We start from the raw sequence: 18,365 nt of genomic DNA on the forward strand, positions 1-18,365 counted from the left end.
TCCGGCCGGATGCAGCCGGATCAGCGTGGGTCGCGGCCGGTGACCCCGCCCCCGATCTCCAGGCGCGGCCAGTCGGCGAGGTCCCGCAGCAACTGCCGGTCGTGCGTGGCCACCACCACGGCGGCGCTCGTCTCGCGGATCGCCGCCGTCAGCTCGTCCACCAGCGCCGACGACAGGTGGTTGGTCGGCTCGTCGAGCAGGATCAGGCCGGGCCGCCCGGCCAACGCCAACGCCAGGTCGAGGCGCCGCTGCTGCCCCTGCGACATCCGCCCGACCGGCGTACGCATCGCTTCGGAGTCCAGCAGCCCCAGCGCCCCGAGCCCGACCGTCTCGGCGTCGCGGAGCACCCCGCGGGCCACCAGCCGCCCCACGTGACGGGCCTGCACCTCACGCGCGGTGAGGCCGGGGTCGTGCTCGGCGGTCTCCTGGGTGATCAGGGCGATCCGTGCCCCGGTCGCCCTCCGCACGTGCCCGGCCGTGGGTTCGAGCGCCCCGGCCAGCACCGCGAGCAGCGTGGACTTTCCGGCGCCGTTCGCTCCGGTGACCAGCAGCCGGTCACCGCCGTCGAGACTGAGGTCGACGGGACCCGCCAGGCGCCCGTCGACGACCACGCCGTACGCCCGCACCTGCGGCGCCCCCGGGCGGACGCCCAGGTCGGGCCACCGCAACGTCGGCGGCGGCTCCGGCACGTCGATCCGGTGCGCCCGCAGGGTGTCCTGCTGCCGGTTCAGTGCCTGCACGACGCCCGGCGCGCGGGACTGGCGCTGGTGCTTGCCGGTTCCCTTGTCCGGCCGCCAGCCGGTGGAGAGCCGGTCGCGGGCCTTCGTCACCGCGTCCGTCAGCCGGCGATGCTCGGCCTGCTGCTCGTCGTAGTCCTGCTCCCACGATTCGCGGTCACGCCGCCGGGCGTCCTGCCAGGCGTCGTAGCCGCCGGCGTACAGGCGCGGCGTCCGGTCGCGGGTCGGGTCGAGGTCGAGGAACCGGTCCGCGACGTCACGCAGCAGCGCCCGGTCGTGGCTGACGACGGCGAGGCCGCCGCCGTGCTCGCGCAGCCTGCGGGTCAGGAAGTCCAACCCGTCGGCGTCGAGGTGGTTGGTCGGCTCGTCGAGCAGCAGCACGTCGTGGCGCGCGCCGAGCAGGCAGGCCAGCCGCACCCGGTAGCGCTGCCCGACCGAGAGCGTCGACAGCGCACGTCGGCGGTCCGTGCAGGCACCCAGGGCCTCGAGCGCGACGTCGACGCGGCGCTCGGCGTCCCACGCGTCGAGGCTGGTGGCGACGTCGAGCGCGGCGGCGTAGCGGTCCCCGGCACCGGGATCGCCGGCCGCCAGGGCGCGGGACGCCTCGTCCAACGCGGCGAGGGCCGCGAACGACGCGGCCAGCGCCTGCGAGGTCAGGGTGCCGACGGTCGTGCCGTCGCGCACGGCCAGCTCCTGGCGGGCCAGGCCGATCGTGCCCGCCCGGTGCACGGTGCCCTCGTCGGGGGCGATCAGCCCGGCGAGCACGTGCAACAGCGTCGTCTTGCCACGGCCGTTCTCGCCGACGACGGCGACCCGCGACCGGGCGGAGACGGTCACCGACACGTCGGTCAGGACCCGGCGGGACCCCCGTACGACGGTGACGCCGTCGGCGCGGACATGTGCGACACCGCCCGCGGTGACGGGCAGCGAGATGGCTTCGGGGTTCGGGGTGAGGTTCAACGGTGCTCCGCAGCTCGTGGTGGAGCCGGGCAGCAGCAGGCGGCCGCCCGGCGGGACCGGGACGGCGAGCGCGGACTCAGCAGAGGGAAGGCGCCGCCGTCAGCGGGCGGAGCGGACCTTCTGCGACCAGATACCTCGTGCCATGGCGGCAACCCTAGCAGCGCCGGCGCGGCGACCCCGCCCGGTTTTCACCCGGCGCGGCGGCGTCGGCGGGTCCCCGTCGTCGGTGACCGGCTTCGAGCGGAGGGCGAACGTTTCAGCTTCCGTGGCGGTCGGTCAGGCCCCGTGCCGCAGGTCCCACCGGTCGCGCTCGTCGCCCGGATCCGGCTGGTCCCGCCGCGGGTCGGTCTCGGTCAGCGCGGTGCGCTCCTCCGGACGGACCGCGGGCGGTAGCTCGCCGAAGCGCACGTGCCGCAGGAAGCGGTACTCGTCGTCGGTGAACGACACCCCGGAGTGGTCCTCTGTCATGGCTGCTCTCCCTCGACGTCATCATTCTGTGCGGTGGTGGCGGCGCACACCACCGCTAAAGCATCCTAGGATCCTGGGTGGAACGGTGGGGCGGGCTCCGGGTCGGCCCCACGGCCAGGTCGTGCTCGACGGCCTGGCCGGGCCGGGCGGATCACGTCGCCGGGGGCGGGCCCCGGACCACCCGCCCTACCGGTCCAGCAGCGCCAGGGCCGCCCGGACCGGCGCGCGGTCCAGCGTCTCGTCGAAGCTCGCCCGGCCCTGACAGAACCGCACGAACATCCGCCAGCCCGGCGGGGTGGCCAACAACGCGTGGAAGACCTCCGGCCGCCGGGCGAACACGTCGAGCAGCCGATGCCCGGCGCGCATCGACGGCACCAGGTCCCGGGCGACCGCACGCTCGTACCCCGCCAGGTCACCGGCCGCGACCGCCGCGCCGGCCAGCTCGCCGGAACGCAGCGCGTAGCTGATCCCCTCCCGGCTCCACGGCTCCAGCAGCCCGGCCGCGTCGCCCGCGACCAGCACCCGCCCCCGGCGCAGCGGCGAGTCCTCGGCCCGGCAGCGCGTCAGGTGACCGGAGTCGTGCGCCGGCTCCACCCCGGACAGGCCCAGCCGCTCGACGAACCCCCGCAGGTAGGCCCTGGTCCGCTCCCCCTCACCCCGGGCCGCGATCACGCCGACCGTCAGCCGGTCGCCCTTCGGGAAGACCCAGGCGTACGAGCCCGGCAGGCGACCCCAGTCCAGCAGGAGGCGGCCCCGCCAACGGGCCTGCTCCCGCGGCGGCACGGGCAGCTCCAGCTCCAGCCCCAGGTCCACCTGCCGGTAACGGGCCCCCACGTGCCGTGCGGTCACGCCCGAGGAACCGTCCGCCCCGATCACCGCCCGCGCGTGCACCGTGTCCCCGTCGGCGAGCCTGAGGCGTACGACGTCGGGGTCCTGCTCGACGGCGCGGACCGCGACCCGCTCGCGGACCTCGGCGCCCGCGGCGACCGCGGCGGCGCGCAGCCGGTCGTCGAACTCCTCCCGGCGCACCATGCTCACCAGCGGCCCGCCGCGATGGTGGCGGGTGAACCGGCGCCGCCCGTCCCGGGTGAACGTCACCCGGTCGACCCGGTCGTGCGCCGGCACCTCGATCCGGCCGGCCACCGCCGCCAGCGACGTGCCGATCAGGCCGCCCCCGCAGGTCTTGTAGCGCGGGTGTGCGGCGCGCTCGACGACCAGCGTGCGCAGGCCGGCGCGGGCGGCGGCACGGGCGGCGGTGAGCCCGGCGGGGCCGGCGCCGACGACGGCGAGATCCCAGACGATCACTGGTGCAGCCTAGGGCAAGCCGCGAGGCGCGGGCAGCGTCGGCGCGACCGGCGGCACCGCCCGATCGGGTGGGCATCTTCGGACGCCCACCGGGTAACCGCGCGGCGCAACCGCCCGCACGGGGGGCGGGACAGGCGAAGGAGGAAGGGCCATGCGGCAGGTGCAACTGTCGGATGTCGAGGAACGGGTGTACGACGCGGTCGCGGCGCTGGAGGCCCGAGGGCAGGTGCCGTACCCGGACCTCATCGCCGAGGAGGCCGGCCTCACCGAGGAGCAGTTGCGCGAGCCGCTGCACCAGCTCACCGAGAAGAACCTGTTGCACCGGGAGGACTCCCCCATGGCCGGGCTGGACTTCGGACCCCGGTTCTGTGCCCGCCAGATGGCGTGAGCCGCCGCCCGCCACGTGATGGTTCGCCTCCCGGGGACCGGGGTAGCGCTCAGCGATGCCCGTTCACCGGTCCACGGGAGGCACGATGAGCCCGGCGGGTACGCCGCCGGCCGAGCCCGACGCGTCCCCGGACGACCGGCGGCGCTGGCAGGCCCTCGGGGTCGGGCTGGTCGCCGCCTTCATGACGCTGCTCGACGTGAGCATCGTCAACGTCGCTGTACCGTCGATCGACCGCGCCCTCGGGGCCTCCCCCAGCGACCTGCAGTGGGTGCTGTCCGGATACGCGCTGACGTTCGGGCTGGTGCTGGTCTCCGCCGGCCGCTTCGGCGACGCGCGCGGCCGGCGCAGCGCGTTCGTCTTCGGGATCGCCCTGTTCACGCTGGCCAGCGCGCTGGCCGGGCTGTCGCCCTCCCCCGCCTGGCTGATCGCGGCCCGGTTGCTCCAGGGCGCCGCCGCCGGCGTGGTCAACCCGCAGGTCACCGGGCTGATCCAGGAGCTCTTCCTGGGCCCCGAGCGGGGCCGACCGTTCGGGCTGCTCGGCGCCACCATCGGGATCTCCACGGCCGTCGGCCCGCTGCTCGGTGGCCTGCTGATCGCCGTCGGCGGCGAGGAACACGGCTGGCGGTGGGTGTTCTTCGTCAACGTGCCGGTGGGCGTCCTGGCGGTGGTCCTCGGCTGGCGGCTGCTCCCCGCCCGGCCGGCCGGGCCGCGCGACCACCGGCGGCTGGACCCCGTCGGGGTGCTGCTGCTCGGTGCCGGAGTGCTGCTCGTGCTGTTGCCGCTGGTGCAGCAGGAGTGGCGGAACCCGGCGAAGTGGCTGCTCGTGCCCGTGGGGCTGCTCACCCTGACCGGCTTCGGGGCGTGGGAACGGTGGTACGCCCGACGCCAGGAGCCGCTGTTCGACCTGGGGCTGTTCGGCTTCCGGTCGTACGCCCTGGGCGCGCTGATCGCGCTGGTCTACTTCGGCGGGTTCACCGCGATCTTCTTCGTCTTCACGCTCTATCTCCAGAACGGCCTCGGCTACAGCGCGCTGGTCGCCGGCCTCGCCATCACCCCGTTCGCGCTGGGCTCGGCCGCGGCGTCGGCGCTCGGAGGCCGGATCGTCGACCGCTACGGGCGCCCGCTGGTCGCGGTCGGGCTGCTCACCGTGGTGCTCGGGCTCGGGGCGGTGGTCGTCGTGCTCGACCTGGCCCCCGGCGGCGTACCCGTGCCGTGGCTGACCGCCGCTCCCCTGCTGGTCGCCGGGCTGGGCAGCGGCCTGGTGATCGCGCCGAACCAGACCCTGACGCTGTCCCAGGTGCCGGTGCGGCAGGCGGGCAGCGGGGCGGGCATGCTCCAGACCGGCCAGCGGATCGGTTCCGCCGCCGGCATCGCCGCCGTCGGCTCGGTCTTCTTCTCCTCGCTGGCCGCCAGCGATGGGGACTTCCCGCTCGCGTTCCGGCACTCGCTGCTGCTGGCCGCCGGGGTGATCGCCCTCGCGCTGGTGGCGGCCCTGGTCGACGTCACCCTCGGCCACCGCCGTCACGACGACCGCCGTCCCTGACGGGCGTCACGACAGCCCGCCGCCGTGACCGGCTGCACGACAGCGGGCGCCCTGACCTGCCTCACGACGGTCGGCCCTGACCGGCATCACGACAGCCCGCCGCCCCTTTTCGGGGTCACGACGGTCGGCGTCCCTGACCGCCAACCAGCCCGCCGCCCCTGACCGCCGGCCACGCCCACCGCCCCTGACCGGTACGACGACGGCCACGGCGCAGATCGCCGGCGTCGGCTTGGCGTGCACCAGCATCGCCGGGTCGATGCTTTCCCGTCCGCCCCGGGCCGGTGCCAGTCCCTCTCGCGCTGGCGCGACCGGACGGTACGGCTCCCGCCTGCGCAACCGGGCTGACTCCGCGCCTCCCGGCTCCGGGCATGCGTCTGGCCGGCACCCCGGGGGGTGCCGGCCAGCGGCAGTCGTTCACACTGCTCGGGTCAGCTGTTCCAGTGCTCGGCGACCAGGTCGGCGGCCATCTGCTCCCACTGGGCGTAGTGGTCCGGGTACGCCGACACCTGCACGGTCTGCGCGGCCTTCGTCAGCGGCATGTCCTGCCACCCGTCGACCTGCTTGAGACCCTTCAGGAACGCGGTGGTCGAGTACTCGGGGTCGGTGATCTGCTCGACCGTGCCCCAACCACTGGACGGACGCTGCTGGAACAGGCCCTGCGAGTCATGGTCGTTGCGGTCACCCAGATGACCCAGGTTCTCCAGCTTCGACTCCTGCAGGGCGGTCGCGATGGAGACGACGGCGGCCCGCTCGTCCATGCCGGCCTTCTTCGTCGCCGCGATGATCGCCTTCACGTTGCCCACCTGCTCATCGGACAGGTCGATGTGCGACTGGGCGCCCTGCACACCGTGCGGCACCAGCTTGCCCTTGTCCACGGCCGGCTTGTCAGCCTGCATGGCCACAGCCGCCACGGGCGTGGTGTCGACAGTCGTCGGGGTGCTGTCGGTCATCGGGCCGGCGGCCACACCACCGGCGAACGCCAGACCGGCGATACCGAGAACGCTGTTACGAATGATCGTGTTCATCACAGATGCTCCATTCGGGGGTCGGCACCCACACACCGAAGGGGGATCGGCTTTCACGCGGGTGCAAGCACCGTCCGGCGCCCAAGGAACTCCAGGGGGATGCCCAGTCGAACCGGAGGGACCTCCGGCGTCCGACTGGAGGAAAGATCTCCGACGGTCGCACCGAAGAAAAGGTCCCCGGCGTCCGGCTGGAGAAAGATCAGATCGGCCGTGACGACCGGAGGCCCGAACCTGTGCCGGTCGCAAAGACCCGGGCTGTTTCGTGGGGCGGGGGGTTGCCCTCACGTCGGCCGGACCATGTGTAACGACCACCGGCCCGCCACCATTCCGGGACCCCGGGGCCCGCCATCCCGACCCTGGCGACATCGCCTTGGGACTTGCCCGCCGGGGCGGGCGACGTGGCCCGGCGCGTGGCCCTGCTCGGTCGTACGCAGGGTGTAACGACCCCACCCCCGCCACGATTCCGCCCTCACGATGTCCCCGACCACACCCCCAAACCGGACACCGCACCCACCCCGGACCAGACGAGCACAGCCCAGCCGCACTCCCCGCACGCCTGCGCCACAACCGGACACGCGACGCAGGTAGGCGTAACCGTGACCGACCGCGATCTTGGTAGCTTCACGCCCCCGGGAGGGGCACATCCCTACCAAGATCTCACGGCACCAGGAAACGGAACGGACGCAGACCGGACCCGCAATCCCGGCGCGAGGAGGCTGGCGTCCGTCGCGGCGGAATCGGAGTCGGAGTCGAGCCGCAGCGGACGGGCTCGGAAGCAGGGACGCTGGCGACGGCCACCGGTGGAACACCATGGGTGTCACCGGGGCCGGGAGACACCCATGGTGTTCCACCGGTGATCCCGCTGGCGTCGCGGGCCCGGACCTCGAAGGCGGTCTCGTGGACGGGGCAGCTCGACAGGGCTCGCGCTGGCCACCACGACGAGACGCTGCGCCGGCTGCGGCCGGGGCGGCAGACCGGATGCAGGACGGCAGGCCGGACACGGAGCGGCAGACCGGATACGGGACGGCAAGCCCGATGCGGGGGCTTCGTCGGCATGGACGCGACCGGCCGGCCCCCGAGGCGGGGACCGGCCGGTGTCACGCGATCGTCACCAGAGCTGGGACACGATGTCCGCCGCCTGCTCCTCCCACTGCGCGTACGCGAAGGGGTAGGCCGAGACCTGCACGGTCTGCGCGGCGGAGGTCAGCGGCAGATCCTGCCAGCCGCCCACGTTCTTGAGCGCCCGGTAGAAGGCCTCCGAGGCGTACTCGGGGTCGGTGATCTGCTCGGGCGAGCCCCAGCCCGACGACGGGCGCTGCTGGAACAGCCCCTGCGAGTCGTGGTCGTTGTACGCGCCCAGGTGGCCGAGGTTGTAGAGCTTCGACTCCTGAAGCGACGTGGCGATGCCGATGACGGCGCCCCGCTCACCCACACCGCTCTCCTTGGCCTCCTCGATGATGGCCTTGGCGTTGGCGAGCTGCGCGTCGTCGAGCGGGATGCGCGACTGGGCGCCCTGCACGCCGTGCGGGATGAGCTTCTCGCGGCTGGGCTTGTCGGCGGAGGGCTTGGTGGTCGTACCGCCCGTGGTCAGTGCCGACTCCTCGGCCGCGCCCGGCCGGCTCTTGCCGGTGGCCTGCTCGATCGCCGCCACGGCGCCCTCGTGGGGGGCGGACGTGACCGGCGCGGCCACGGCCGTCGGCCCGAAGGCGAGACCACCGAGGGCGGCGACACCCACCACGCTCAACGCGATCTTGCGGTTCGAGTCCGTCGAGTCCTTCGCGATGGCCGGGAGCCATCGAGTGAAGTCGTACTTCACGATGGTTGCCCTTTCGGTCAGGCGAAGCGCTCCCTGGATGAGCACTCCTGGAGGGGAAACTTCCGTGCCGGACGGGTTTCGGCTCCGGCGGTACGGGGGACACAACCAGCCGGGCCTGTCGGTCATTCCGGATATGCGCCGGCCGCCGTCGGCTGCGACCGGGGTCACCACGCGGATCGGACGCAGGGGCAGCAACGCCCCGCCCCGCCCCGACGAGCCCCAGGCCGGGCGGCGGCGCGGCGGGCGCGGGCGTTCGTTCCTAGGCGTCGCGCGGAGCGCCGAAGCGGACCAGGACGTGCCAGAGCTGCTTGAGGTGCTGGAGGGTCACGTGCGTCGGCCCACGGTCGGCCCAGCGGGACGGCTCCCTGACCACCGAGGCCGCCGCCCGGCCGATCAGGGCGGCGTCGACCAGTTCCCCCGGCCGGGCGAACTCGGCGTGCACCCGGGCGGCCAGCGGCGGGATGGCCGGGCCCCGGAAGTCGGCGTCGATCCGGTCGACGGGAAGCGCGAACCCGGCGTGCCAGAGCAGGGCGAAGCCGTGCCGCCGGGCGAGCGCGGCGAGGATCTCCCCGGCCTCGGTGCCCCGGAAGGACGGGTCGACGACCATCGCCTCCACGTCGCGGGCGAGGCTCAGCTCGCCGTGGATCTGGGCCTCGATGTAGTCGTCGAGCGCGCGCCCCGCCGTGCCGGGGGCCCACCCGGCGTCCTCCCGGCGGCGCAGCAGGCTCTGGGCCAGGCTCACCACGTCGCCCGGCACGCCGAGGCTGATCCCGGTGTCGTCGATGGCGGCCAGCAGGGCCGCCAGCACCGGCTCGAAGACGTCGACGGTGCCCAGGTCCCGGGGCCCGAGGTGGCTGTCGCCGAAGCAGAACGTGGCCCGCGCGAGCACCTGCGGACGCAGCCGCAGGTGACAGGAGCCGAACCGGGGGCACGCGCCGTCGGGATGGTCGAGCAGGTTGAGGCCGCCGTACTTCGGCCGGTCCGCGAGGGGTACGCCGGGTGCCTGGTAGGCGCCGCCGAAGAGGGACTCCTCCCAGCGGTCCCGGTCACCGCCGGGGAAGGCGGTCAGGCCGCCGTTGGAGATGCCGGTCTCGAACTGGCTGCGGTAGACGCCCTCGGCGGCGAGGGCCTCCGCGACCGTACGCCCGTCGGCGAGCAGCCGGTCGGGGTGGAAGTTGAGGGTGAGCCGCCCGTGCCGGCCGACCGCCGCGATCAACAGTTCCGGACCGTGGGTGACGCCGGAGCCGGCGAGCGCGCGGGCGATGGCGGCCAGGGCGGCGGGACGGTCACGCAGCGCCACCGCGCGGACGTACGCGAGGGCGGCGCTCTGGGCGGGGGTGAGTGCCGGTGCCGCCTGCGCGGCGGCCGGTTCAGCGGGGGGTCGCACGGCGACGAATGTCTCCCATTCGCGGGCGGGGACGCACCCCCTTTTCCCTTCGGTGGTGACCTGGCCGGCACGCCCGCGTCGGCCCGGTCACGGTCATGGGGCGGAGTCGGGTGGGCGGCGCGGCGACGCCGATGTTTCACCCGGTGGGCCGACATCTGGACCGACGATTACAGTGGGAGGCGCCAAGCGGAAGGCGACGAATGACTGGTGGTGCCGTGGTCGAGCAGGGCGCCTTCGTGCACGAGGGGTTCTTCTACGAGGGTCCGCGGGCCCTGCTCGCCGGCACGGTCCCGTTCATCACCGACGGTCTCGCCGCCGGGGAGCCGGTGCTGGTCGCGATGCCGGGGGCCAACCTGCGGCGGGTCCGCGCCGAGGTCGGCCCCACCGACGCCGTGCGCTGGGCGGACATGACGCAGGCCGGCCGGAACCCGGGCCGGATCATCCCGTGGGTGTTGCAGGCGTTCATCGAGCAGCACGCCGGCCGGCGGGTGCGGATCATCGGCGAGCCGATCTGGGCCGGGCGCAGCGACACGGAGTACCCGGCGTGCGCCCAGCACGAGGCACTGATCAACATGGCCTTCGCCGGCCGCGACGCGACCATCCTCTGCCCGTACGACACCGCCGGGCTCGACGCCGACGTGCTGGCCGACGCGTATGCCACGCATCCCGTGCTCGTCGACGACGCGGGGCGACGGCCGAGTCCGCGCTACGCCCCGGCGGAGGTGGTGGCCCGCTACAACGAGCCCCTGCCGAGCCCGACGGAGCCGGTCGCGGCGCTGGCGTACGAGCTGGACACGCTCACCACCGTGCGCCGGTTCGTGGCCGGGCACGGGGAGGCCGCGGGGCTGGACGCGGACCGGTTGGCCGACCTCCAGATCGCGGTGACCGAGCTGGCGACCAACAGCGTCGCGCACGCCGGGGGCGCCGGTGTGCTGCGCGTGTGGCGGACGGCCGAGCACCTGGTCTGCGAGATCCACGACGACGGTTCGTTGACCGACCCGCTGGCCGGGCGGCTGACCCCGGCGGCGGACGGCATCGGCGGCCGGGGGCTGGTGATCGTGCAGGCGCTGTGCGACCTGGTGCGCCTACACACGACCGCCGCCGGCACGACCATCCGGATGTACGTGCGCCGCCCGGCGTGACCCGGCCCGGGAGGTAGGCCGCCGAGCGGTCCCGGGCAGCCCGTACGGCGACTGCCCGGGACGACCGCCGGCCCGCTCAGTGGCCGCGGGCCAGCCACTCGTCGAGGTGGGGAGCCTCCGCCACGACGGTCGTGCTCTCCCCGTGCCCGGTGTGCACGACCGTCTCCGGTGGGAGCGTGAGCAGCCGGTCCCGGATCGAGGCGACGATGGTGCCGAAGTCGCTGTACGAGCGTCCCGTCGCTCCCGGCCCGCCGGCGAAGAGCGTGTCGCCGGTGAAGACGACGCCGAGCTGCGGCGCGTGGAAGCTGCACGCGCCGGGGCTGTGCCCGGGCGTGTGCAGCACGCTCAGCGCGGTCCCGGCCACCTCGACGACCTGCCCGTCGCGCAACTCCCCGCCAGGTGCCTCGTCGGGGTGCACCATGTCCCACAGCACCCGGTCGGCCGGGTGCAGCAGCACCGGGGCGCCGGTGGCCCGGGCCAGCGCCGGGGCCACCCGGACGTGGTCGTCGTGCGCGTGGGTGGCGAGGATCGCCCGCACCCGTCGGTCGCCGACGGCGGCCAGGATCGCGTCGACGTCGTGCGGGGCGTCGACGACGACGCACTCGGTGTCGTCGCCGACGACCCACACGTTGTTGTCCACGTCGAAGGTCTGACCGTCGAGGGAGAACGTGCCGGAGGTGACGGCGTGGTCGACGCGCGCGGCCATCAGAGCACCACCACCGAGCGCAGCACGTCGCCCCGGTGCATCCGGGCGAACGCCTCCTCGACCTGCCCCAGGGCGATCTCCTCGGTGACGAAGGCGTCCAGGTCGAGCCGGCCCTGCAGGTAGAGCTCGGTGAGCATGGGGAAGTCGCGGCTGGGCAGGCAGTCGCCGTACCAGCTGGACTTCAACGCGCCGCCCCGGCCGAAGACGTCGAGCAGTGGCACCTCGACGGTCATCTCCGGCGTCGGTACGCCCACCAGCACGACGGTGCCGGCGAGGTCGCGGGCGTAGAAGGCCTGCTTCCAGGTCTCGGGGCGGCCGACCGCGTCGATCACGACGTCGGCGCCGAAGCCGCCGGTGGCGGCGCGGATCGCCTCGACCGGGTCGTCCTCGCGGGCGTTGACGGTGTGGGTGGCGCCGAACTTGCGGGCCCAGTCGAGCTTGCGGGGGTCGGTGTCCACGGCGACGATCGTCGTCGCGCCGGCCAGCGCCGCGCCGGCGACCGCCGCGTCCCCGACGCCGCCGCAGCCGATCACGGCCACCGAGTCGCCCCGGGTGACCCCGCCGGTGTTCATGGCGGCCCCGAGACCGGCCATCACGCCGCAGCCGAGCAGACCGACGGCGGCGGGCCGGGCCGCCGGGTCGACCTTGGTGCACTGCCCGGCGTGCACCAGGGTCTTCTCGGCGAAGGCACCGATGCCCAGCGCCGGCGTGAGTTCGGTGCCGTCGGTGAGGGTCATCTTCTGCGCCGCGTTGTGGGTGGCGAAGCAGTACCACGGGCGGCCCCGGCGGCAGGCCCGGCACTCCCCGCAGACGGCCCGCCAGTTGAGCACCACGAAGTCGCCCGGCGCGACGCCGTCGACGCCCGGCCCGACCTGTTCGACGACGCCAGCGGCCTCGTGGCCCAGCAGGAACGGGTAGTCGTCGTTGATGCCGCCCTCCCGGTAGTGCAGGTCGGTGTGGCAGACCCCGCAGGACTGGATCCGCACGATCGCCTCGCCCGGCCCCGGGTCGGGCAGCACGATCGTGGTCACCTCGACCGGCGCACCCTTGCTGCGGGAGATGACTCCCCTGACCTCCTGGCTCACGCTTCCTCCTGCTCCACGCCGACGCGTCGCGCCGCCGTCCGTCGGTGCGCTGACGCGGCACCTCGGCCACGTCCCTCGGGCCGAAACTACCCCCGATCGTCGTGGACCACCCGGGCCCGCCGGGCGGTTATCCCGGGTGGCGGCGGGTAGGCGGGGGCACGGTTCGACAGTCGGACGGGAGTACGCCATGAGGGTCAGCCATCTGCCGCTGCGGGTCAGCATCGGCGCGTTCGTCCTCAACTCGGGGCTGGGCAAGCGGTCGCTGGAGGGCGAGGCCGCGCAGGGCGTGCACGGAATGGCTGTCGGGGCGGTGCCGCAGCTCGGCAGGCTCGACCCGGACCGGTTCGCCCGGCTGCTCTCGCGGGCCGAGATCGCCCTGGGTGCCGCGCTGCTCGCGCCGTTCGTCCCGTCGGCGCTGGCCGGGCTGGGGTTGGCCGCGTTCGGCGCGGGTCTGGTGCAGCTCTACCTGCGTACGCCGGGGATGCGTGAGACGGGCAGCCTCCGGCCCACCCAGCAGGGCATCGGCCTGGCCAAGGACGTCTGGCTGCTCGGGGCCGGCCTGACCCTGGTGCTGGACGACCTCACCCACGGCCGCCGGCGCCGCTGACGTCCGACGCCGGCGACCGGCGACACCCGGGCCACTGCGCCGGTGCTCCACCCGCCGGTGACGAAGTCGCGCGTGGAAGCCGTATCGATCAGCCGCTTCGGACACGCCCGCGCCGGGTCACGCGCCCCGCGCCGGGAGGGCGGTCGGCGTCACGCGGCCGGTGCGGCGGGTCAGCTCGGCGGTGCGGCGGATCAGCTCGGCGGCTCGACGGGTCAGCTCGGCGGCTCGACGGGTGTCCGCGCGGCTAGGTCGCGGCGGGCCGCGTTGCGGTAGCGCAGCACCTGGACCGCGCCGAGCGCCCAGAGGAGGTACTGCACGGCGAAGGCCCACCGGAAGGCGGCCAGGTCCGGGGTGGCCCGGCCGGCCGGGGTGGCCAGGTCGAGCACGACGCCGACGGCCAGCACCAGCACGATCGAGGCGACGAAGCCGCCGACGTTGACGACCCCGGTGGCACTGCCGATCCGGTTGACCGGGTTGAAGCTGCGCGCGTAGTCAAACCCGATCAGAGAGGCCGGGCCGTTGACGGCGAGCACCAGGACCAGCACGACCAGCAGCCAGCCCGGCGCGCGTCCCGGCCAGGCGAGCACGACGGTCCAGACCGCGGCGGTGGCGCCGGTGATCGCGAAGACGAGCACCGAGCGGTGGAACGGGTGCCGGGCGCACAGGTGCGCGACCACCGGCCCGGTCAGCAGCATGGCGGCCGTCATCAGGGTGAGCAGCGACGCCGCCGTCGTCGGGCTGAGCCCCTGCCCCTGCACGAGGAACGGGTACCCCCACAGCAGGGCGAAGACGGCGCCGGAGAACTGGGTGACGAAGTGCGTCCAGAGCCCCAGGCGGGTGCCCGGCGCAGCCCACGCGGCGGCCAGCTCCCGGCGGACGCCGGCGAGGGTGGGCGCCGCGCCGGCCGGGACCGGCCCGCCCGGGGTGTCCCGTACGGCGACGACGATCATCAGCAGCACGCTCGCCCCGACCGCCGCGGCGGTCACGAAGGCGGGGGTCCAGCCCGCCCAGTGCAGCAGCGCCACCAGCGGTACGGCGCCGAGGATCGCCCCGAGCTGGCCGAGGGTGCCGGTGAGCTGGGTCATCATCGCGTAGCGCCGCCCCGGGAACCACAGCGCCACGATGCGCAGCACGCTGATGAAGGTCATCGCGTCGCCGAGCCCGATCAGGACGCGGGCGGCGATCGCCAGGGGCACGTCGGTGGCGACGGCGAAGCAGAGCTGGCCGGCCACCATGAGGGCGCCGCCGGCGATGAGCAGCCGGCGGGACCCGAACCGGTCGAGCAGCACGCCGACCGGGACCTGCATCGCCGCGTACACGGCGAGCTGGGCGACGGAGAAGGTGGCCAGCGCCGAGGCGTTGATGTCGAAGCGGTGCGTCGCGTCGACGCCGGTGACGCCGAGCGAGCTGCGGTGGAACACGGCGGCCACGTACGCGGCCACGGCGACGCCCCAGACGAGGCCGCCCGCCGACCGGCGCGAGGAGACCGGTGCGGTCAGCACCCTCACCGCAGGGTCCGCAGCACGTCCGCGGCGTTGTCGATGTGCGCGGCGACGGCGGCGAGCCACCGCCGGGGGTCGTCGGAGTCGAGCGCCGCGACCTGCTCGGCGTGCTCGGTGAGCGCCGTCTCGGCCCAGCCGGGCGAGAGCCGGAAGCTGGCCTCGCCCATCCGCAGCTGCCGGTCGCGCAGCCGCTGGTACAGCTCGGCGAGGATCTCGTTGCCGGCCGCCTCCACCACGGTCGCGTGGAAGGCCCGGTCGGCCTGCATGAGCGCGGCGAGGTCGCCGGCGGCGTGCGCGGCGCGCATCTCGGCCAGCCGGGCGGCGAGGTCGCCGCGCAGCGCCGCGCGCCGGGGCCAGACCCGCTCGGCGGCGTGCAGCTCGACCAGCCGCCGCGCCTCGATCACGTCGTTGATCTCGCGGGCGGAGACCGGGCGGATCAGCGCGCCCCGCTTCGGGTAGAGCCGGACCAGTCCCTCCGCCTCCAGGCGCAGCAGCGCCTCCCGGACGGGGGTGCGGGAGACCCCGGTGGCCTCGGCGATCTCCCCCTCGCTGACCAGCGAGCCGCCCGGGTGGATCTGCTCCAGGATCTCGCGCTTGAGGTGCCGGTAGGCCCGCTCGGCGGCGGAGGGCGCGGCCGTCCGGCCCGGCGAGGAGGGATGCGTCATGTATCTATCGTGGATCCCGTCGCGCCGGCGCATCCCCGCGCCCCCGCCGGAGGTGGCGCGCGCCACCCGTCAGCGCGCTCGCAGCGCCAGCAGGCCGTCGTCGACCGCCCACCCGGACACGAACGGTGGGCCGAAGCCGCCGAGCAGCCCCGCGAGCCAGCGCGCCTCATCGGGCGCGGCCCGCGCCAGCCGCAGCCGGCGCATCCGCACCGGGGCCGCCCGCAGCCGCCGCAGCGCACCGGTGGCCGCGTCGAGGGTCGGCAGCCACAGCAGCCACAGCCACGGCCGGTACGCCTCCCGTCCGCCGATGCCCTCGTAGTCGTCGAGCAGGTCGCCGCAGCCGTAGAGGATCAGCCGCTCGCGGTACACCTCGACGGGGCGCGGGTGGTGCGACGAGTGGCCGTGCACCACGTCCACCCCGGCGTCGACGAGCCGGTGGGCGAAGTCGACGTGCGCGGGCGGGACCTCGTACCCCCAGTTGGTGCCCCAGTGCACGGAGACCAGCACCCGGTCCCCCGGCCCGGCCACGGCGGCGATCCGTGCCGCCAGCGCGTCCGCCGAGGCGACCGAGACCTCCGGCAGGTACGCCACCCCGGGCGCCCCGGCGGTGGCCGCCCAGGGCGCGGGCACCCCGCTCGACGGCGCGGCCACCGACCAGACGAGCAGCCGTCCGCCCGTGCCGAGGGGCACCCGGGCGGGTCGCCAGGCCGAGGCCGCGTCCCGGCCGGCGCCGGCCGTGGCGATGCCGGCGGCGGCGAGCGCGTCGAGGGTGTCGGTGAGCCCCACCGGGCCGAAGTCGAGGCTGTGGTTGTTGGCCAGGGCGCAGACGTCGAGCCGGGCCGCCGCGAGGCAGCCGAGGTTCCCCGGGTGCATCCGGTAGTGGATCGCCTTGGCCGGTGCGTGCTCGCCCCGGCCGGTCACCGCGGTCTCCAGGTTGACCACGCGCGCGTCGGGCCGCACCTCGTCGAGCAGGTCGAGCGCCTGGCCCCACGGCCAGGCCGGGGGCGCCGGACGCGGAACCGGCCCGTTGGCGGCGCGGGCCAGGTCGACGTAGTCGCGGGCGTCGCGTACCGCCGGTTCGCGCAGCTCGGGCGGGCCGGGCGCGGGCAGGATCGCGTCCACGCCCCGGCCGGTCATCACGTCACCGCCGAGGAAGAGGGTCAGCTCGGGCACCCGGCCCGCTTTCCCCGTCCCGCCGCCGGCTCACCTGCCGGCGGCGTCCGCGCCGGCCTCGGCCCAGAAGTCGACGAGCAGGCGGTGGAACTCGGCCGCGCACTCGATCTGCGGCAGGTGACCGCAGTCGGCGAACAGGTGGGTGCGGGCCTTCGGCAGCCGGGCCCGGGCGGCGTCGAGGTGCGTGGCCGGCAGGATCAGGTCCCGGTCGCCCCAGACGACCAGGGTGGGCACGTCGAGTCGCTGCACCTCGGCCAGCAGCTCCTCGCGCCACCGCGGGCGCACGCCCCGGAAGGTGCCGAGGTCGCGCGCCGTCTCCAGCATGACCCGGGCGGCGTACGGCTGGCGGGCGACCGCCAGGGCGTGGGCGACGCGTTCGGCGGTGGCGTGCGCCGGGTCGTGGAAGAGGGACCGCTCGGCGCGGCGGGCCGCCCAGCGGGTGGGGCGCAGCATCAGCCGGCCCAGCGGGCGCAGCGCCAGCAGCCGCAGCACGATGGTGACCTCCCGGCCGAAGCCGGCGCTGTTGACCAGCGTCAGGCTGCCGACCCGGGCCGGCTCGGACGCCGCGAGGCGCATGGCGACCGCGCCGCCGAGGGAGTTGCCGACCACGTGCGCCGGCTCCTCGACGCCCACGGCGTCGAGGTAGTGGGCAGCGAACTCGCCCAGCGCCGACAGGGTGCAGGGGCGGCCCATCGGCAACGAACCGCCGTAGCCGGGCAGGTCGACGCTGTGCACCCGGAACCGCTCGGCGAGCAGCTCGTGCAGCTCGGTGAAGTCGCGCAGGGTGCGGCCGATGCCGTGCAGCAGCAGCACCGGCGGCCCGTCGCCGTCGACACGGTGGCACACCCGCCGGCCGTCCACGGTGACGTGCCGGCGCCGGGCCGGGGCGCTCACGCCGGCCCCCCGGCCGGGTCGGCCGCCGGGGTCGCCTCGGGCTGCCGCTGCGCCGGGGGCGCCTCGGGCTGGCGCTGCGCCGGGGCGGGTCGCCCGGTGGTGAGCCGGCGGGTGGCGTCGCCCGCGACGCGATCGAGCGCGAAGGCCAGGACCCGCTGGTACGACACCGGCGCCGCCCGGGCCAGCAGGTCGGGCAGCTTCGCCGACCAGCCGATCAGCACCCGGCCCCGGCGGCGGTGCACGCCCCGCAGGATCACCTCGGCGGCCGTGGCGGGGTCGATGGTCAGCAGCCGCTCGAACTGCCGGCGGCCGGTCTCGAACTCCCCGGCGGGCACGCCGGCGCCCACCCGGGCGTTCTGCGCGATGCGGGTGCGGATGCCGCCCGGGTGCACGCAGGTCACCCCGATCCCCTCGCCGGCCAGTTCCTGGCGCAGCGCCTCGGTGAAGCCCCGGACGGCGAACTTGCTGGCCGAGTAGGCGGTCTGCCCCGCCGGGGCGATGATCCCGAAGAGGCTGGACAGGTTGACCAGGTGCGCGCCCGGCTCGGCCCGCAGGGTGGGCAGCAGCGCGTGGGTCAGCTGCACCACGGCCCGGAAGTTGACGTCGACGACCCAGCTGAACTCGTCCAGGCTCACCTGGTCGAAGCGCCCACCCAGCGCCACCCCGGCGTTGTTGACCAGTAGCCGTACCGCCGGGTGCCGCTGCCGGATCTCCTCCGCCACCCGGGCGGTCGCGGCGGCGTCGGCCAGGTCGACCACGTGGGCGGTGAGCTGCCGGTCGGGGTACGCGGCGCGGACCGCCGCGACGACGGCGTCGAGCCGGCCGGCGTCGCGGTCGACCAGCACCAGGTCGCTGCCCCGGCGGGCGAGCGAGTGGGCGAGGGCCTCCCCGATCCCGCTGGCGGCGCCGGTCACCACGGCCGTGCCGCCGGTGAAGACGAACCTACGCACGAACGGTCCTCC

Annotated in this window: 17 protein-coding genes; 4 read left to right on the forward strand and 13 right to left on the reverse strand. The window is 75.0% G+C overall.

All coding sequences use genetic code 11. From position 1 onward, the window contains the following. Positions 1–20: 20 nt before the first annotated feature. The 3 genes from CLT72_RS06330 to CLT72_RS06340 form a co-directional block, all read right to left on the reverse strand. Entirely contained in the window at positions 21–1,697 is a 1,677-nt protein-coding gene (locus tag CLT72_RS06330) for an ABC-F family ATP-binding cassette domain-containing protein (RefSeq protein WP_101409934.1), read from the reverse strand. Positions 1,698–1,973: 276 nt separating this feature from the next. Beyond that, positions 1,974–2,165, reverse strand: a complete 192-nt coding sequence (locus CLT72_RS06335) for a hypothetical protein (RefSeq protein ID WP_101409936.1) — start codon at positions 2,163–2,165, stop codon at positions 1,974–1,976. 186 nt (positions 2,166–2,351) lie between these two features. Beyond that, the gene (locus tag CLT72_RS06340) at positions 2,352–3,470 is read right to left on the reverse strand and encodes a geranylgeranyl reductase family protein (protein WP_101409938.1); all 1,119 of its coding nucleotides are present in this window, start codon (positions 3,468–3,470) and stop codon (positions 2,352–2,354) included. Between the two features lie 151 nt (positions 3,471–3,621). Here CLT72_RS06340 and CLT72_RS06345 point away from each other — a divergent pair, with 151 nt between their 5' ends. Then, positions 3,622–3,858 (forward strand): hypothetical protein, encoded by a 237-nt coding sequence (locus tag CLT72_RS06345; protein ID WP_101409940.1) that lies wholly within the window; start codon positions 3,622–3,624, stop codon positions 3,856–3,858. Between the two features lie 85 nt (positions 3,859–3,943). After that, positions 3,944–5,401 (forward strand): MFS transporter, encoded by a 1,458-nt coding sequence (locus CLT72_RS06350; RefSeq protein WP_101409942.1) that lies wholly within the window; start codon positions 3,944–3,946, stop codon positions 5,399–5,401. Positions 5,402–5,829: 428 nt separating this feature from the next. Here CLT72_RS06350 and CLT72_RS06355 read toward each other — a convergent pair whose 3' ends face one another. From CLT72_RS06355 to CLT72_RS06365, 3 genes are all read right to left on the reverse strand, one after another. After that, positions 5,830–6,426, reverse strand: a complete 597-nt coding sequence (locus tag CLT72_RS06355; protein ID WP_101409944.1) for a hypothetical protein — start codon at positions 6,424–6,426, stop codon at positions 5,830–5,832. Between the two features lie 1,108 nt (positions 6,427–7,534). Then, the gene (locus tag CLT72_RS06360; protein ID WP_101409946.1) at positions 7,535–8,242 is read right to left on the reverse strand and encodes a hypothetical protein; all 708 of its coding nucleotides are present in this window, start codon (positions 8,240–8,242) and stop codon (positions 7,535–7,537) included. 259 nt (positions 8,243–8,501) lie between these two features. Then, positions 8,502–9,629: a DUF3626 domain-containing protein gene (locus CLT72_RS06365; protein ID WP_486484190.1), complete on the reverse strand. Its 1,128-nt coding sequence runs from the start codon at positions 9,627–9,629 to the stop codon at positions 8,502–8,504. Positions 9,630–9,829: 200 nt separating this feature from the next. On the opposite strand from CLT72_RS06365, the gene CLT72_RS06370 reads away from it, so the two are divergent. After that, positions 9,830–10,771, forward strand: a complete 942-nt coding sequence (locus CLT72_RS06370; RefSeq protein ID WP_101409948.1) for a sensor histidine kinase — start codon at positions 9,830–9,832, stop codon at positions 10,769–10,771. Between the two features lie 76 nt (positions 10,772–10,847). On the opposite strand, the gene CLT72_RS06375 is transcribed toward CLT72_RS06370, so the two are convergent. Beyond that, the gene (locus CLT72_RS06375) at positions 10,848–11,477 is read right to left on the reverse strand and encodes an MBL fold metallo-hydrolase (protein WP_101409950.1); all 630 of its coding nucleotides are present in this window, start codon (positions 11,475–11,477) and stop codon (positions 10,848–10,850) included. Next, positions 11,477–12,562: an S-(hydroxymethyl)mycothiol dehydrogenase gene (locus CLT72_RS06380; RefSeq protein WP_101409951.1), complete on the reverse strand. Its 1,086-nt coding sequence runs from the start codon at positions 12,560–12,562 to the stop codon at positions 11,477–11,479. The genes CLT72_RS06375 and CLT72_RS06380 overlap by 1 nt, the downstream gene beginning before the upstream one ends. A gap of 187 nt (positions 12,563–12,749) precedes the next feature. On the opposite strand from CLT72_RS06380, the gene CLT72_RS06385 reads away from it, so the two are divergent. Next, positions 12,750–13,169 carry a hypothetical protein gene (locus CLT72_RS06385; RefSeq protein ID WP_101409953.1) on the forward strand — a complete coding sequence of 140 codons (420 nt, stop codon included), beginning with the start codon at positions 12,750–12,752 and terminating at the stop codon, positions 13,167–13,169. Between the two features lie 212 nt (positions 13,170–13,381). Here the strand turns inward: CLT72_RS06385 and CLT72_RS06390 are convergent, their stop codons facing one another. The 5 genes from CLT72_RS06390 to CLT72_RS32190 form a co-directional block, all read right to left on the reverse strand. Then, positions 13,382–14,671, reverse strand: coding sequence for an MFS transporter (locus CLT72_RS06390; RefSeq protein WP_250101927.1), 1,290 nt, complete (start codon positions 14,669–14,671; stop codon positions 13,382–13,384). Between the two features lie 2 nt (positions 14,672–14,673). Then, entirely contained in the window at positions 14,674–15,336 is a 663-nt protein-coding gene (locus tag CLT72_RS06395) for a GntR family transcriptional regulator (protein ID WP_101409955.1), read from the reverse strand. Positions 15,337–15,405: 69 nt separating this feature from the next. Then, complete coding sequence (locus CLT72_RS06400) at positions 15,406–16,509, reverse strand: CapA family protein (RefSeq protein ID WP_199184497.1); 1,104 nt, start codon at positions 16,507–16,509, stop codon at positions 15,406–15,408. 30 nt (positions 16,510–16,539) lie between these two features. Next, entirely contained in the window at positions 16,540–17,403 is an 864-nt protein-coding gene (locus tag CLT72_RS06405; RefSeq protein WP_101409957.1) for an alpha/beta fold hydrolase, read from the reverse strand. Then, positions 17,400–18,353 carry an SDR family NAD(P)-dependent oxidoreductase gene (locus tag CLT72_RS32190; protein WP_199184712.1) on the reverse strand — a complete coding sequence of 318 codons (954 nt, stop codon included), beginning with the start codon at positions 18,351–18,353 and terminating at the stop codon, positions 17,400–17,402. The genes CLT72_RS06405 and CLT72_RS32190 overlap by 4 nt, the downstream gene beginning before the upstream one ends. Positions 18,354–18,365 lie beyond the last annotated feature (12 nt).

This window comes from Micromonospora sp. CNZ309, assembly GCF_002846525.1.